Here is a 14,840-nt window from a genome sequence, read left to right on the forward strand (position 1 = left end):
GGAAAAGTCAGTCGTTTGAAGGCCGTCTGAACACCGTTGTCGGCAGTTTTCAGACGGCCTTGTCGTTTATAGGATGGCTTGCGCGGCTTCTTCGATTTGTGTGTTTTCACGCATGATGTATTGCGAGAAAGCGAGCAGGTTGTCGAAGACTTGGGTGTGTTCGGGCAGGTCTTGTTCGTGTTTGGCCAGCGTTTTTTTGCCTTTGCCAGTCAGGACGAGCGCGGATTTGCCTCCTGCAGCATCAATGGCTTGCAGGTCGCGCAGGCTGTCGCCGACCAGCCAGGTTTCGGCGGCATTGGCCTTGAAGCGTTCGATGATGTCGATAATCATGCCGGGCTTGGGTTTGCGGCATTCGCAGTTGTCGGCGGCGGTGTGCGGGCAAAACCAAATGCCGTCGATGGTACCGCCTGCTTGAACGGCAAGACGGTGCATTTTTGCGTGCATTTCGGTCAGGTCTTGCACGGTAAAGTATTTGCGGCCGATACCGGATTGGTTGGTGGCCACGGCGATGGTGTAGCCTGCCTGCGTTAAAAAGGCGATGGCATCCATGCTGCCTTCGATGGGAATCCATTCGTCAACGGATTTGACGAAATCGTCGCGGTCTTGGTTGATGACGCCGTCGCGGTCGAGGATGATGAGTTTCATGGTGGTGGCTCTTATTTTTCTGCTTTCAAACTGCTTTTCCATTTTTCAAAGGCCGTCTGAAAAACGGGTATCAGTTTGGCGAAGGTTTCCGGGGTATTTTTGACGTGGTAGAAGCCGCCGAGCGAGGGCGTGTCGAGGGCGAGGATGTAGTCTTCCATAAATGCGCCGTCCATGTGTTTGAGCAGGAAGTGCCGTCCGCTGATTTTGCCCGAGGTCATGGCGGCGAAGTCGGCTGCGGTTTCGGGGGCGGTTTGCCAGACGGGGTTGACGAGGCCTGCCTGCGCCGCCCACTGCCAGTACATGCCGATGTGGGTGGCAGCGTTTTCGGGTGGGAGTTGGTCGGGATAGTCTTCGTCGAGATGGAAACGGATATTGTCGTACATGGACGGTGTTCGTTGGGGGAAAGGGGGTATTGTAGCGGAAAATAATGAATTAGGCCGTCTGAAAGAGGGTGTTTCAGACGGCCTTAAGGGAATTTAACCTTTAAATACGGGAACAAGCTCCAGTTGGCTCAATATCTGGGCGGCAATGTTGATGATGCCGAAGAGGAAGACCCAAACCATCAGCCAGAATCCGCCGTAAACTTTGTAGTTTTTGCCGGCACCGAATTTATGGCGCGAGCGGTAGAGCAGCATGGCGGGGATGATGCCTGTCCAGATGGTGGCGGCCAGGCCGACGTAGCCGATGGCGGTAACGAAGCCGGTAGGGAAGAGCAGGCAGGAAATCAGGGGCGGCAGGAAGGTCAGCGCGGCAGTTTTGGTACGGCCGGAAATGCTGTCGTTCCATTTGAAGATGTCGGCAATGTAGTCAAACAGGCCGAGCGTTACGCCGAGGAAGGACGTTGCGATCGCCATGTAGGAGAACAGGGTCAACACTTTGTCCATATTGCCGGTTTGGGCGAACTTGGACAGCGTTTCGATCAGGACGGAAACTTGGCCTTCGGCAGCGATAACCGGTGCGAACTCGCTGCGCGGCAGGTTGCCTTGGATGGCGATTTGCCAGAGGATGTAAATCACAAGCGCAATCAGCGTTCCTGCCCATAGGGATTTGGCCACTTTGGGCGCGTCGCCTTTAAAGTATTTGAGCAGGCTGGAAACGTTGCCGTGGAAGCCGAATGACGCAAGGCAAACGGGCAGGGCGGTGGCGACATAAATCCAGTAGTTGGTGCCGGCAGGGGCTTGGGTATCAAACAAAACAGGCATTTTGGCATCGGCAATCAGGCCGCCGGTTGCCCAGATGAAGGTCAATACCATGCCGCCGATGAGGATGCTGGTGAAACGGTCAACCAAGCGTGCGGATGCCCAAACGCAAAAGGCGAGAATGCCGAAGAAGACGAGTTGGCCGACGGTGAGCGAGATTTCGCCGCCTACCGCGCTGCCGATGCCTTTGGCGGTCAGGTCGCCGCCGACGAAGATGTAGGCGTAGGTGAGCAGGTATAAAACGAAAGCGACGGCAACGCCGTTGATGATGTTCCAAGCCGGGCCGAGCAGGTCTTTGACCATGGTGTCGAAGCTGGCGCCGTGCGGATAATGGGTATTGACTTCCAAAATCATCAGGCCGCTGGAGAGCATGGAAAACCAGGTGTACAGCAACACGGCCAGCGAGCCGGTAAACCATACGCCGGAGGTGGCGGTCGGGTTGGCAAGCATGCCTGCGCCGATAACCGTACCGGCGATAATCATCGCGCCGCCGAATAGGGAAGGGGTTTTGGTTGACATTATTTATCTTTCTTCTAGAAATGCGTGGCTGCCATTATGCCGTAAAGTGTAAGAAAAGGTAAAGCAAAGGCCGTCTGAAAACCCGATTGTCGTTTTCAGACGGCCTTTTGTGTGTATAAACGCAACTGATTAAATCAATTTTCGCAGTTTCAATTCGTTTTTCAAATAGGCGTAATAAACCGGCGCGACGATGATGCCGCCGATGCCGAAAATGCGTTCAAAGACGACCATCGCCACCAGCAATTCCCACGCGCTGGATTCGATTTCCGAGCCGATGATTTTGGCGTTGAGGAAATATTCGAGCTTGTGGATGACAACGAGGAACACCAGCGAGGCGAGTGCGACGTAAAGCGATGCGCCGAGGCTCAAAATAATGATGATGGTGTTGGAAATCAGGTTGCCCGCTACCGGAATCAGGCCGACGATAAAGGCGACGATCAGGACGGTCATTTTAAACGGCAGCTCAACGCCGAACAGCGGTAAAACCAAGTAAAGGTACAGGCCGGTCAGGAAAGTGTCGATCAGCGAGATTTTGACTTGGGCGAGGAACACGCGTTCAAAGCTGGTTTCAAAAGTGACGATGCGTTGCACCAATTCGGCTTTAAACAATGGCATTTTGCGGCGGTTTTTACGCATTTTCAGGCGGTGGAAGCTGAGCATGGCGCCGATGATGATGCCGATGAGGATGTACACGAAGGACGTGATGCTGTTTTTACTGATGCGGGTCAGCGCGGCGCGGTATTCGTCAATCAGCTTGATCGCCGAGGCTTTGATTTCGGCCATATTGTTGGGCAGCATATTGAGAATGGCCGCAGGCAGGTCTTGGCTGTTTTTGGTGTCTTCCAAAATCGCCGCCAGCTTGGCCAGCATAAAGCCGACATGGCCGCCGTGTATCAGGTGGTAAATGCCCAAAGACATCATCGCAATGATGCTGAACACGATGGCCAGCGTCAGCGTGGTGGAAATCAGGTTGATGTTGTGCGCATTGAGCGATTTATGCAGCCGCGTGTTGCGCGGTAAAACACGGCGGCGGAGTTTGAGGATGACGCCGTTGGTGCGCGTAATAAAGATATAGGTCAGGATAACCGACAGCAGCAGCGGCAGCAGATGGTAGTGCAAGACAATCAGCAAGGCCAAACCCATCAGGATATAGGAAGCGTTGCGGAAAGTCGGGTTGTCGGTGTGGGAAGCGAGTAAGGACATGTGAAGCCGATAAGGTAAAAAAACAAAAAACAGGTCAGGCCGTCTGAAAAACCATGTTCAGACGGCCTAATTTAATGACGGCGGTTAGTCGTGCAATGAGGCCGCGTGTAGCGTGTTTTCCAACAAAGTGGCAATCGTCATCGGGCCGACGCCGCCGGGAACGGGCGTAATCATGGACGCACGTTCTTTGGCGACATCAAACTCCACGTCGCCGCACAGGCTGCCGTCTTCCAAGCGGTTGATGCCCACATCGATAACGACGGCGCCGGGTTTGACCCATTCGCCTTTAACAAAATTCGGAATGCCCACGCCGACCACCAAAATATCGGCGGCGGCAACTTCATCGGCAAGGTTTTGCGTGGCGCTGTGGCAGATGGTTACCGTCGCGCGGGACAGCAGCAATTCCAACGCCTGCGGGCGGCCGACAATATTGGACGCGCCGACAATCACGGCTTTTTTGCCTTTCGGGTCGATGCCGTAGGCTTCCAACAAAGTCATCACGCCTTTGGGCGTGCACGGGCGCATCAGCGGCATTTTGACGACCAGGCGGCCGACGTTGTAAGGGTGGAAGCCGTCCACATCTTTATGCGGCATGATACGTTCCAAAACTGCCTGGCTGTCGATGTGGGCCGGTAGCGGCAGTTGCACCAAAATACCGTCGACGGCAGGGTCGCCGTTCAATTCGTCCACCAGTTTCAACAAATCGTCTTGCGTGGTTTCAGACGGCAGCTCGTAAGAGCGCGATTCAATGCCGCTTTTTTGGCAGGCCAGTTTTTTATTGCGTACATAAACCGCGCTGGCAGGGTCGTCGCCGACCAATACCACCGCCAAACAAGGCGTGTGCAAACCTTTTTCCTGACGCGCTTTTACCGCCTGTGCGACCGCCTCGATGCGTTGCTGGGAGATTTTTTTTCCGTCTATAAGTTGTGCAGCCATGATTTTTCCTCCTCAATAGGGATAAATATTGCGTTTAAATTATCGCATTTTTCAGACGGCCTGACACAAAAGAGTAGCCCTGATTGTGAAACATAAAAATAAATAACGATTAAAAATAATAAGATAATCAAAAAATGAAAAAATAAAGCAAAGTAGATGTTGACCGGGTTAAAAAGGGTCTGTATAGTTCAGGTCTTCAGTCGGGGCGTAGCGCAGCCCGGTTAGCGCATCTGCTTTGGGAGCAGAGGGTCGTGAGTTCGAATCCCACCGCCCCGACCACAAAATTCTTAGCACGAATCGGCATGAGCGCCCGTAGCTCAACCGGATAGAGCACCGACCTTCTAAGTCGGGGGTTACAGGTTCGATTCCTGTCGGGCGTGCCAATTTTTACGGTGGCTGTAGCTCAGTTGGTAGAGCCCTGGATTGTGATTCCAGTTGTCGTGGGTTCGAGCCCCATCAGCCACCCCAGATGAAAGCCTGCATATTGTATGCAGGCTTTTTTCCATTTATACCCGAATTTTACTTCAGATTTAATTGGGTTTCAAAAAAGTATTTATCAAACCGTTTCATCATGGCATCGGCAAAAATAGCATTTGCTGTGTTATCAAATATCAATGAATACGCAGTCAAGCCCGAATATTGTACCGTTCGGTATCTTTATTATGGCGTTTCGCCGTTATCCTTTATAATACCCCGATTATTTTCTGTTTCATTCCCAAAGGAACCGCATCATGTCCGAATGGCCAGCTCCAGAATTTGAATCCAAAATCTGTCCGCCCGAAAAGCTGGCGGAGCGTTTGGCGGCATTGCCCCGTCCGCTGGTGTTTACCAACGGCTGTTTCGATATTCTCCATAGGGGCCATGTAACGTATCTGGCGCAGGCGCGATCGGCCGGTGCGGCTTTGGTGTTGGCATTGAATACCGATGCTTCGGTGCGCCGTCAGGGCAAAGGGGACGATCGTCCGATTAATCCTTTGGAAAACCGCGCGGCAGTGGCAGCGGCATTGGCGAGCGTGGATTTGGTCACATGGTTTGATGACGATACGCCGGCTGCGTTGATTGAAATGGTCAAACCTGATGTATTGATTAAAGGCGGCGACTGGCCTGTGGATAAGATTGTCGGTGCGGCTGAGACGTTTGCGCGTGGCGGCAAAGTATTTTCGATTCCGTTTTTACACCAGACTTCGACCACCAAAACGTTGGCGAAAATTCGCGAAGCCGGAGGAGGCGAATGACGGATTTGAACAGCCGCCATTGGGCCTTGCTCGCCGCACTTTCAGACGGCCTGCCGCAACACGTTTCTCAGTTGGCGCGCGTGGTCGGTATGAAGCCGCAACAATTAAACGGATTCTGGCAGCAGATGCCGGGCCATATCCGCGGTTTGCTGCGCCAGCACGACGGGCAATGGCGTTTGGTGCGCCCTTTGGCTGTGTTTGCCGAAGAATCTCTGCAACAAATGGCCGGAAAACAGGGTTTTCGTGCGCAGTTGAAACACGAATGTTCGTCCAGCAATGATGAAATCATGGCATTGGCGCGCCAGTCGGCAGATTTGGCGCATAAGGCCTTGTGCGTGGCGCATTTCCAAACCAAAGGACGCGGACGGCAAGGGCGAAGCTGGGTCAACCGACAGGGTGAATGTCTGATGTTCAGCTTGGGCTGGGCGTTTGACAAGCCGCAGTATGAGCTGGGTTCGCTGGCGTTGGTGGCGGCATTGGCTTGCCGACGCGCGCTTGCCGATATCGGTTTGGACGTAAATATCAAGTGGCCGAACGATTTGGTCGTGGCCAACGATAAATTGGCCGGTATTTTGATTGAAACGGCGCGGGTAGAGAATAGGACTGTCGCCGTCATCGGCATCGGTATCAATTTTGTATTGCCGAAAGAAGTTGAAAACGCCACTTCCATACAGGCATTGTTTCAGACGGCCTCTAAGCAGGGCGTAAGCGTCAAAACCTTATTGAATGCGGTATTGGCGCAACTCGATGCGCTGTTGAACGAATACGCGCAAAACGGATTCGCGTCATGTGTCGGCGAATACGATGCCGCCAACCGCGACACAGGCAGGCCGGTCTTGCTGCTTCAAGAAGGGCGCATTGTTCATGAAGGCGTAGTCAAAGGCGTGGATGCGCAAGGCGCGTTGCGTTTGTTGACCGACAATGGCGAGAAAACCATTGTCAGCGGCGAGATCAGCTTGCGTCCGGATAATCGTCCGGCGCAACCTGCCGCGACTAAGCCGGAACGCTTTTTGCTGCTGGACGGCGGCAACAGTCAGTTGAAATGGGCGTGGGTAGAGAACGGCACATTTTCCGAAGTCGGCCGCGCGCCGTATCGTGATTTGACCCAGCTGGGCGAAGAATGGCTGCAATTTGCCGATGATGATGTGAAGATTGTCGGTTGCGCCGTGTGCGGTTCGGTAAAAAAAGCGATGGTGGAAGAACAATTAACCCGTCCGGTCGAATGGCTGTCTTCCATGCCGCAGGCTTTGGGTATCCGCAACCATTACCGCCGTCCTGAAGAACATGGCTCCGACCGTTGGTTTAATGCGCTGGGCAGCCGTCGCTTTACGCAAAATGCCTGCGTCGTCGTCAGCTGCGGCACCGCCGTAACCACCGACGCGCTGACGGAAGACAATCATTATCTCGGCGGCACCATCATGCCCGGTTTCCACTTGATGAAAGAGGCGATGGCGCTCAAGACCGCCAACCTCAACCGCCCCATCGGCAAGGTATATCCGTTCCCAACCACAACGCCGAACGCCATTGCCAGCGGCATGATGGATGCCGTTTGCGGCGCGTTGATGATGATGCATGGCCGTCTGAAAGACAAAACGGGCGAAGGCAAACCGGTCGATATTATTATCACGGGCGGCGGCGCGGCCAGAGTCGTGCAGGCGCTGCCGGAGTCATTCGTTCATGACAATCAAGTGAAAATCGTCGATAATCTCGTGATTCACGGGCTCTTGCATTGGATTGCCCATCGCAACGGACAATAAAAAGGAAAACGCATCATGAAATGGCTGTTTGCGGTCTTGGTCGCACTCAACATCATTGTTTTTGGCAGCATGGTTGCCTATCGGACACAACATAAAACCGCGAAACCCGAATCTGCCTTGGAAGGCGGCACGCACGAATTATTGCGCCCGTCTTCTTTGGACGCGCCCAAAGCCGAGCCTCAGCAGGCATCGCAACCCGATTGGGTGGCGGATGAATCAGACGGCCTGATTATGGCAGAACCTGAATCCGAAGAAGCAGAAGCCTTGCGTAAAAAGCAAGAAGCGCAGCAGTTGAAAGAGAAAAAAGAAAAAATGCGCCGCGAGAAAGAAGCGCAAGAGCGTCGCGCAGCCGAAGAAGAGATGGACGCGGCCGGCGTGGAACGCTTGTGTACCAGCAGCGCCACCGTAGTGATGGATGAAGACGATTACCACCGCATCAAAGGCTTGTTGGGCAAATGGCCTCATGCGGCCAGCCGCAGTATCGAAAAACGTAACGGCGCATCCGGTGGCGAAACTTCTTCCAAAACCTTCCGCGTGGTCTTGCCTGCCGACGGCGACACTTCCGCCCAGCTTGATGCCTTGGGCAGCCGCGGCTTTAGCGGCAGTATTCACAACGGCGAAATCAGCATTGACGTAACACGCAGCCGCTCTTCCGCCCAAGTTTTGATTTCACGCTTGTCCAGCGCAGGTTTTGGCGGTGCGCGCATTGTCGAACAGGAAGACAGAAGCGCACCCGATACCGGTTTGAGCGTAGCACGCATGACCGTGGTCTTTATGGCGGTCGACGAGCGCGATGCCCAAGACATCAGAAACATTGTCGGCCGTTATGGCAAGTTGAACATGAAAACCTGCCGATAATCAGGCCTATTCGGTTTCAGACGGCCTGATAAGCAGCCGGCCAAGCCTGATAAACCGAACGCCAAAAAACACGAAACCCACTGTATCGGCAGTGGGTTTCATGTTTTTCGGTTTTGAGTATCTGATATAAAGGGGAACAGGTATGTTTCGTATATGCGCACTCCGAGTATCAAGAGATAATGGGAAAGAGGGGGATAAAATCTGTCGTTTAATGGCTCGGATTAGGACGTCTTCCGAGTGGTTTTGATTATACGCTAATAATAACTATTATCAATAGCAAAATTGAAAAAATAATGGTTTTTGTTGTAATGCTTTGTTTTGTATGGAAATTAAATTGTGGCATTGGCTTTGCCGTGATTGAAAAGGCCGTCTGAACGTCAAACGAACAGGCCGGTTGAAATAGGGTAAGGCAAACATTTCAACCCTATATTTCAGACGGCCTTTTGATTTGTTTCAATCACTCATAAATCCAAGCAATCAACATATCCAAAGCCATATAAAATACCGTATAATCAAGGCCAAATTAACTTTGCCTGCTCGTCGGGCCGTCTGAAAAATTATGCAACAAACCTACGCCGCGGTACAGCGAGATTTGCTCGAAGCCAACCACCTTTCCCCCGATTTGCTCGCCCAAAGCCTGAGTATTATCGGCGCCAACCATGTCGATTATGCCGACATCTATTGCCAGCGTACTGCCTATGAAAGTTGGCATTTGGAAGAAGGCATCGTCAAATCGGGCAGCTTCCAAATCGATCAGGGTGTGGGCGTGCGTGCCGTTTCGGGCGATAAGACTGCTTTTGCCTACGCTGACAGCCTGTGTATCGATTCGATCAACCGCTCTGCCAAAGCCGTGCGCGTGATTGGTGCGGCTGGCGGCGAAGCCAGCGTCAAAGTGCCGACACCTGCCTACGGCAAGCCTGTCCATATGGCGATTGACCCTATTGCCAGTCTTGATTCTGCTGCCAAAGTCGCGCTGTTGAACAAAGTTGAAACGCTGGCCAAAGCCGCCGATCCGCGTATCGTGCAAGTGATGGCCGGTTTGACCTGCGAATACGACATGGTGTACATCGCCCGTCTGGACGGCAAACACGCTGCCGATATCCGTCCGATGGTGCGCATGAACGTAACCGTCATTGCCAAGCAGGGCGAACGTCGCGAGCAGGGCAGCGCGGGCGGCGGCGGACGTTATGATTTGGCGTATTTCGATGAAAACTTGGTGCATCGGTTTGTCGATGCCGCCGTCAAACAAGCCCTGACCAATCTCGAATCCCGTCCTGCGCCTGCCGGAGAGATGACCGTTGTTTTGGGCAACGGCTGGCCGGGTGTGTTACTGCACGAAGCGGTCGGACATGGTTTGGAAGGCGATTTCAACCGCAAAGAAACCAGCGTTTTCTCCGGCCGTATCGGCGAGCGTGTGGCCGCCAAAGGCGTGACCGTTGTGGATCAAGGCGATATTGCCGACAGACGCGGTTCACTCAATATCGACGACGAAGGCAATGAAACCCGCCGTACTGTATTGATTGAAGACGGTATTTTGGTCGGCTATATGCAGGACGAAACCAACGCCCGCCTGATGGGTACGCAATCGACCGGCAACGGCCGCCGCGAAAGTTACGCTTCTGCGCCTATGCCGCGCATGACCAATACCTTTATGGAAAACGGCGGCTATGAGCCGGAAGAAATCATCGCGTCCATCGACAAGGGCATTTACGCCGTCAACTTTGGCGGCGGACAAGTGGACATTACCAGCGGTAAATTCGTGTTCAGCGCATCCGAAGCATGGTGGGTGGAAGGCGGCAAGCTGCAATATCCTGTTAAAGGCGCGACCATCATCGGCAACGGCCCCGAAGTGCTGAAACACGTTTCCATGATAGGCAATGACACTGCACTCGACAGCGGCATCGGCGTCTGCGGCAAAGAAGGGCAGAGTGTTCCTGTCGGCGTCGGACAACCGACCCTGAGGATTGATGCCGGACTGACCGTCGGCGGTAGCGAAATTTAAACGGCAGGCCGTCTGAAAGGTTTTCAGACGGCCTTTTGCATTAGGATAAAACCATGCAGAAACAGAATCGGAAATCAAGTTTTCCCATCGTGATGTTGCTGGTGTCGGTTGCCCTGTGGATAGCATCTTTGTCCAATGTTGCATTTTATTTGGGCAATCATGAAAGCATGAAGGGTTTGACCGTTTTGATTTTGGGGTCGATATTTGCTTCTTTGGATATCAGGTATTGTGCGGCCTATGCGAATTATGTTTGGTTGGCGGCCATTGTGTTGCTGGCGTTGCGGAAGAAGGTCGTGCCTGTCCATGCGGCGCTTTGGAGCTTGGCGCTGGTGGCTTTCAGTGTGAAAGCCGTACACGTTGATGAAGCAGGGAATACATCGGATATCGTACGCTACGGCGCGGGATTTTATTTGTGGTATGCCGCATTTGCGGTTGCCACCATCGGCACGTTTGCCGGAAAGAGTAAGGAAAGAAAAGCCACAACGCTGGCAGATGGGACGAAAAATGACGCTTGATGAATGGTTGCGCCAATCGGCACTGCCCAAAAATGAAGCGCGGATGTTGTTGCAATATGCGCTGGGTTATACGCGCGCGCAGCTGGTGACGCGCGGTACGGACGATTTGGCAGACTCTGCCCTGCAAACCTTGGAGGCTTTGGCTCAACGCCGTCTGAAAGGCGAGCCGATGGCCTATCTGTTGGGAGAACGCGAGTTCTACGGACGACACTTTGCCGTCAATCCCCATGTGCTGATTCCACGCCCTGAAACCGAGCATTTGGTGGAAGCCGTGCTCAAACGCTTGCCGCCGCAAGGCCACGTGTGGGATTTGGGAACGGGCAGCGGCGTCATTGCCGTAACCGTCGCGCTTGAACGCGTTGATGCCGATGTTCGCGCATCCGACATCAGCGTCGGTGCTTTGGATACCGCCCGTCAAAATGCGGCCAAATTGGGTACAAAAGTCGAATTTGCGCAGGGTTCGTGGTTTGATACCGACAGGCCGTCTGAAGGCCAATACGATGTGATTGTTTCCAATCCGCCGTACATTGAGGACGGCGATGTGCATTTGTCGCAAGGCGATTTGAGGTTTGAACCGCAAAACGCGCTGACCGACTTTTCAGACGGCCTCAGCCATATCCGCCACATTACCCAAGAAGCCCCTAAATACCTGAAAGCCAACGGCTGGCTGCTGTTTGAACACGGCTATGACCAGGGCGAAGCGGTGCGGAACATTATGCTGGAGAACGGGTTTGCCGAAGTGGCAACCGAACAGGATTTGGCAGGATTGGACAGAGTCACGCTGGGGCGTTTGCCTGCTTAGCGGGCATGGTTAGTCGGAATATAAAAAAGGGCGTGTCGATCACGCCCTTTTGGTTTTTTTTTTGGTTTAGCTGTTCAGACAGCCTGGTTTAACGCCAAGCAGCGACGAACTCCGCCCAGTGTTGTTTTTCTTCGGCTTGTGCGGCCAGATAGTGTTTGATGCGTTTGATTTCGACTTCGTATTCGTCGGCATCGAGCGCGCCGCTCATCATGCGAAAGCGCATGTACATCAGGTAGGTATTGGCGGCATCGGTTTCGCAATAGTCGCGGATGTCTCTCAGACGGCCTGCGTGATAAGCGTCCCAAACCTTGCTGCCGTCCATGCCCAATTTGCCGGGGAAACCGCAGAGTTTGGCCATATCGTCCAAAGGCACGCTGGCACGCGGTTGGTAGAGGGCGAGCAAATCCATTAGGTCGCAATGGCGGGTGTGGTAGCGGCTGATGTAGTTGTTCCACTTAAAGTCGCGGCTGTCGCCAAAGTCGCCGTCGCCCATGTCCCAGTAGCGGGCGGCACTGATGCCGTGTATCAGGGCGCGGTAGTGGAGGACGGGCAGGTCGAAACCGCCGCCGTTCCAGCTGACGAGTTGCGGCGTATAGTTTTCGATAACCTCGAAGAATTTGGCAATCATGACTTCTTCGCTGTCTTCGGGATCGCCGATGGTGCTGACGCGGATTTTGTCCTGCCCCCAGCGCATACAGCAGGAGATGGCGACGACTTGGTGCAGATGGTGTTGCATAAAGTCGCTGCCGGTTTTGGCGCGGCGTTGCTGTTGGGCAAACAGGACGACTTCGTTGTCGGGCAAATCGGCAGGCAAATCGTAAAGCAGGCGGATGCCGTTTACGTCGGGTATGGTTTCGATGTCGAAGGCGAGTATCGGGGTCATGGCGTGTTCGGGTTGGATAAGGAATGATGCCATTGTGGCATGACGGCTCAGATAAAAAAAGAGGCAATCCCCCACAGGATTGCCCCAATACCTCAAATCAGAGATTTACGCTTCACAAACAATACAGGCTTTCACCTGCGGCTTTACAGATACAGCTCAACTCTGCACCGGTAAACTTTCATTTCGGGTATTGCGCCGAAATCCTCTAAAAATACTGCAATTGCTTGCAATATCAGAAAACTGCTTACAAAAACATTTAAAACCGGCTGAGGCCGTCTGAATGTCTTGTAATTTGATGTAGTGAAATTTACGCGAAATTTTACAGTTTGCCAAGTGTTTTTTTCTGAAGGTTTGGTTCAGGGTAAATTGCGGTTATTGTCATAATTTTGCAATTAAATTTCATAATTAATTTAAAATTAGATGTTTATTTTGTATTTCTTGCTTTAAATTTAATTTAATTTCATATTTCGAATGATTAAAATTTGTTTTATTTTAAAGGTTATTTTATAACATTTTGTTTTTAAATGAAATTAAATTTAACATATAAATGAAAAGGGTATTGGCTGGGGCGTTTTTTATTTGAGAAAAAATATAAGGTTGTTTGAAAGTTTCAATTGCCTTGAAAAAAGTTGTTTTTAAAGCATTTAAAGTGGAATTTGATTTGATTGTTTGAAATTGAAGCTGAGCTTGAGTTTGATACAACTAAAATGAAAAAGCGGCAAAAGAAAGGTTTTACCGCTTTTTCATGCTTAAATTGTAATTTTATGTAGTCAGTAAAAGCTGCTTTCGCCTTCGGGACGGGTTTTGAAGCGTTTGTGCAGCCAGAAATATTGTTCGGGATGCTCGCGTACCCGCTCTTCGATGAAGTCGTTCATGCGCTGGGTGTCGGCTTCGACATTTTCGGTCGGGAAATTGTCCCAAGCCGGATAGAAGCGCAGGGTTACGGTATTGTCGGCTTCGCGCGTGGGGATGGCGGGAATGATTTTGGCTTTGGTCATGCCGGCGATACGGCTGAGACCGGTAATCGTGGCCGTCTGAATGCTGAAGAAATTGACGAAAATGGAATCGTTGCGGCCAAAGTCTTGGTCGGGCAGATAAAGAAAGGGCGCATTGCTTTTGCGCAGGTGCTTGATGATGGCGCGCAGGCCTTCTGTGCGGCCGATCAGGAAAACATTGTTGTAGCGGTGACGGCCTTTCAGGATTTGCTCGTCCAGGGCTTTGTTTTTTTGGTGCGAATACATGCTGGTCAGCGGCACATCCTGATTGAGCGTGTAAACCGCCATTTCAAATGCGGTAAAGTGCGGATAGAGGATGATGACTTTTTCGCCGGCGGCGAGGGCTTCGTCAAGATGGTGTTTGTCTTGATAGCGCACCAACGAGCGCAGTTTGTCCGCAGGCGCATACCAATAGAGGCCGTATTCGAGCATCAGCTTGGCCATGTGTTGGAAATGGCGTTTGAGCAGGGCGGTGCGCTGGCTGTCGTTCAGCTCGGGAAAGCATTTTCTGAGGTTGACCTCGCCGACTTTGCGGCGCGGTTTGACTGCGTAATAGGCGAGAATACCGATCGCGTCGGCAATTTTGTGCAACACGCAAAAAGGCAGCAGGCGGATGAGGTAGAGAAAAAGGAAGGCGGCTTTCATGCAGGCTCGCTGTATGTGGGCAAAGGGTTATTATAACCGAAAGGCCGTCTGAAAACGGGCTGGAACACGATTTCAGACGGCCTGAATGTCGGCTTACTATTGGAAACGGCCGCGTTTGACCTGCAGGCCTTCGGGATTGAGTTGCGAAGCTAATCCGTGATTGCGCAGGGCGTGGGTGAGGGCGACGGCGAGTCCGTCGGCGGCATCGGCTTGCGGCGTGCCTGAAAGCGCGAGCATTTGGACTACCATATGCTGCACCTGCTCTTTGGCGGCCTTGCCCTTGCCGACCACTGCCTGCTTGACTTGAAGCGCGGTGTATTCAAACACGGGCAAGTCGTGCATGACCAAAGCGGCAATCGCCGCACCGCGCGCCTGACCGAGCATTAACGTCGCGGCCGGATTGACGTTGACGAAGACTTGCTCGATGGCCGCCTGATGCGGCTGATAGTGGCGGATGATTTCGTCGATATGGCGGACAATTACGGCGATGCGTTCGGAAAGCGACGCGCCGGTCGGCGTTTTGATACAGCCGGAAGCAACATAATGATGCTCGCGGCCGTGGACATCGATAACGCCGAAGCCGGTCACGCGGCTGCCGGGGTCGATGCCGAGAATGCGTGTGGGTTGGGAGTGGGACATAGTGTGT

General features: G+C 52.7%; 14 protein-coding genes and 3 tRNA genes. 9 read left to right on the forward strand and 8 right to left on the reverse strand.

Annotation, left to right across the window (positions count from 1 at the left end):
• Window positions 1–66 precede the first annotated feature (66 nt).
• The 5 genes from gmhB to folD all read right to left on the reverse strand — a co-directional run bounded on the left by gmhB (window position 67) and on the right by folD (window position 4,502).
• Window positions 67–645 (reverse strand): D-glycero-beta-D-manno-heptose 1,7-bisphosphate 7-phosphatase, encoded by a 579-nt coding sequence (gmhB, locus tag HMPREF2952_RS00085; RefSeq protein ID WP_039862535.1) that lies wholly within the window; start codon window positions 643–645, stop codon window positions 67–69.
• Between the two features lie 11 nt (window positions 646–656).
• Window positions 657–1,028: a DUF7832 domain-containing protein gene (locus HMPREF2952_RS00090; RefSeq protein ID WP_070695147.1), complete on the reverse strand. Its 372-nt coding sequence runs from the start codon at window positions 1,026–1,028 to the stop codon at window positions 657–659.
• A 93-nt stretch (window positions 1,029–1,121) separates the two neighbouring features.
• Entirely contained in the window at window positions 1,122–2,363 is a 1,242-nt protein-coding gene (locus HMPREF2952_RS00095) for an aromatic amino acid transporter (protein ID WP_070695148.1), read from the reverse strand.
• A 129-nt stretch (window positions 2,364–2,492) separates the two neighbouring features.
• The gene (locus tag HMPREF2952_RS00100) at window positions 2,493–3,566 is read right to left on the reverse strand and encodes an AI-2E family transporter (RefSeq protein ID WP_049322947.1); all 1,074 of its coding nucleotides are present in this window, start codon (window positions 3,564–3,566) and stop codon (window positions 2,493–2,495) included.
• 84 nt (window positions 3,567–3,650) lie between these two features.
• Window positions 3,651–4,502, reverse strand: a complete 852-nt coding sequence (gene folD / locus HMPREF2952_RS00105) for a bifunctional methylenetetrahydrofolate dehydrogenase/methenyltetrahydrofolate cyclohydrolase FolD (protein ID WP_070695149.1) — start codon at window positions 4,500–4,502, stop codon at window positions 3,651–3,653.
• A gap of 201 nt (window positions 4,503–4,703) precedes the next feature.
• Between folD and HMPREF2952_RS00110 the strand changes: the two genes are divergently transcribed.
• The 9 genes from HMPREF2952_RS00110 to prmC all read left to right on the forward strand — a co-directional run bounded on the left by HMPREF2952_RS00110 (window position 4,704) and on the right by prmC (window position 11,671).
• Window positions 4,704–4,781 (forward strand) — tRNA-Pro (locus tag HMPREF2952_RS00110).
• Window positions 4,782–4,808: 27 nt separating this feature from the next.
• Window positions 4,809–4,885: transfer RNA gene (locus HMPREF2952_RS00115), tRNA-Arg, on the forward strand.
• A gap of 9 nt (window positions 4,886–4,894) precedes the next feature.
• Window positions 4,895–4,970 (forward strand) — tRNA-His (locus HMPREF2952_RS00120).
• A 260-nt stretch (window positions 4,971–5,230) separates the two neighbouring features.
• On the forward strand, window positions 5,231–5,737 hold the full coding sequence (locus HMPREF2952_RS00125) for an adenylyltransferase/cytidyltransferase family protein (protein WP_188212340.1): 507 nt from the start codon (window positions 5,231–5,233) through the stop codon (window positions 5,735–5,737).
• Complete coding sequence (locus tag HMPREF2952_RS00130; protein WP_004520956.1) at window positions 5,734–7,494, forward strand: bifunctional biotin--[acetyl-CoA-carboxylase] ligase/type III pantothenate kinase; 1,761 nt, start codon at window positions 5,734–5,736, stop codon at window positions 7,492–7,494. Before HMPREF2952_RS00125 ends, HMPREF2952_RS00130 begins: the two co-directional genes overlap by 4 nt.
• Before the next feature lie 15 nt (window positions 7,495–7,509).
• The gene (locus HMPREF2952_RS00135) at window positions 7,510–8,352 is read left to right on the forward strand and encodes a hypothetical protein (protein WP_004520957.1); all 843 of its coding nucleotides are present in this window, start codon (window positions 7,510–7,512) and stop codon (window positions 8,350–8,352) included.
• A 559-nt stretch (window positions 8,353–8,911) separates the two neighbouring features.
• Window positions 8,912–10,354, forward strand: coding sequence for a metalloprotease TldD (gene tldD / locus HMPREF2952_RS00140; RefSeq protein WP_070695150.1), 1,443 nt, complete (start codon window positions 8,912–8,914; stop codon window positions 10,352–10,354).
• A gap of 53 nt (window positions 10,355–10,407) precedes the next feature.
• The gene (locus HMPREF2952_RS00145; protein WP_070695151.1) at window positions 10,408–10,869 is read left to right on the forward strand and encodes a hypothetical protein; all 462 of its coding nucleotides are present in this window, start codon (window positions 10,408–10,410) and stop codon (window positions 10,867–10,869) included.
• Window positions 10,859–11,671 carry a peptide chain release factor N(5)-glutamine methyltransferase gene (gene prmC, locus HMPREF2952_RS00150; RefSeq protein ID WP_070587580.1) on the forward strand — a complete coding sequence of 271 codons (813 nt, stop codon included), beginning with the start codon at window positions 10,859–10,861 and terminating at the stop codon, window positions 11,669–11,671. The genes HMPREF2952_RS00145 and prmC overlap by 11 nt, the downstream gene beginning before the upstream one ends.
• Before the next feature lie 88 nt (window positions 11,672–11,759).
• On the opposite strand, the gene HMPREF2952_RS00155 is transcribed toward prmC, so the two are convergent.
• From HMPREF2952_RS00155 to ruvC, 3 genes are all read right to left on the reverse strand, one after another.
• Window positions 11,760–12,554 carry a 3'-5' exonuclease gene (locus tag HMPREF2952_RS00155; protein ID WP_070587578.1) on the reverse strand — a complete coding sequence of 265 codons (795 nt, stop codon included), beginning with the start codon at window positions 12,552–12,554 and terminating at the stop codon, window positions 11,760–11,762.
• Between the two features lie 770 nt (window positions 12,555–13,324).
• Window positions 13,325–14,209 (reverse strand): lipid A biosynthesis lauroyl acyltransferase, encoded by an 885-nt coding sequence (locus HMPREF2952_RS00160; RefSeq protein WP_256388729.1) that lies wholly within the window; start codon window positions 14,207–14,209, stop codon window positions 13,325–13,327.
• Window positions 14,210–14,290: 81 nt separating this feature from the next.
• Entirely contained in the window at window positions 14,291–14,833 is a 543-nt protein-coding gene (ruvC, locus tag HMPREF2952_RS00165; RefSeq protein ID WP_070587573.1) for a crossover junction endodeoxyribonuclease RuvC, read from the reverse strand.
• Between the last annotated feature and the right edge of the window lie 7 nt (window positions 14,834–14,840).

Source organism: Neisseria sp. HMSC068C12, assembly GCF_001814095.1.
GTDB classification, from domain to species: Bacteria; Pseudomonadota; Gammaproteobacteria; order Burkholderiales; family Neisseriaceae; genus Neisseria; species Neisseria perflava.

Excerpts from the sequence above, each read along its gene's own strand:
- gmhB (WP_039862535.1), bottom strand. The coding sequence starts at position 645 with ATGAAACTCATCATCCTCGACCGCGACGGCGTCATCAACCAAGACCGC.
- HMPREF2952_RS00090 (WP_070695147.1), bottom strand. The coding sequence starts at position 1,028 with ATGTACGACAATATCCGTTTCCATCTCGACGAAGACTATCCCGACCAA.
- HMPREF2952_RS00095 (WP_070695148.1), bottom strand. The coding sequence starts at position 2,363 with ATGTCAACCAAAACCCCTTCCCTATTCGGCGGCGCGATGATTATCGCC.
- HMPREF2952_RS00100 (WP_049322947.1), bottom strand. The coding sequence starts at position 3,566 with ATGTCCTTACTCGCTTCCCACACCGACAACCCGACTTTCCGCAACGCT.
- folD (WP_070695149.1), bottom strand. The coding sequence starts at position 4,502 with ATGGCTGCACAACTTATAGACGGAAAAAAAATCTCCCAGCAACGCATC.
- HMPREF2952_RS00130 (WP_004520956.1), top strand. The coding sequence starts at position 5,734 with ATGACGGATTTGAACAGCCGCCATTGGGCCTTGCTCGCCGCACTTTCA.
- HMPREF2952_RS00135 (WP_004520957.1), top strand. The coding sequence starts at position 7,510 with ATGAAATGGCTGTTTGCGGTCTTGGTCGCACTCAACATCATTGTTTTT.
- tldD (WP_070695150.1), top strand. The coding sequence starts at position 8,912 with ATGCAACAAACCTACGCCGCGGTACAGCGAGATTTGCTCGAAGCCAAC.
- HMPREF2952_RS00145 (WP_070695151.1), top strand. The coding sequence starts at position 10,408 with ATGCAGAAACAGAATCGGAAATCAAGTTTTCCCATCGTGATGTTGCTG.
- prmC (WP_070587580.1), top strand. The coding sequence starts at position 10,859 with ATGACGCTTGATGAATGGTTGCGCCAATCGGCACTGCCCAAAAATGAA.
- HMPREF2952_RS00155 (WP_070587578.1), bottom strand. The coding sequence starts at position 12,554 with ATGACCCCGATACTCGCCTTCGACATCGAAACCATACCCGACGTAAAC.
- ruvC (WP_070587573.1), bottom strand. The coding sequence starts at position 14,833 with ATGTCCCACTCCCAACCCACACGCATTCTCGGCATCGACCCCGGCAGC.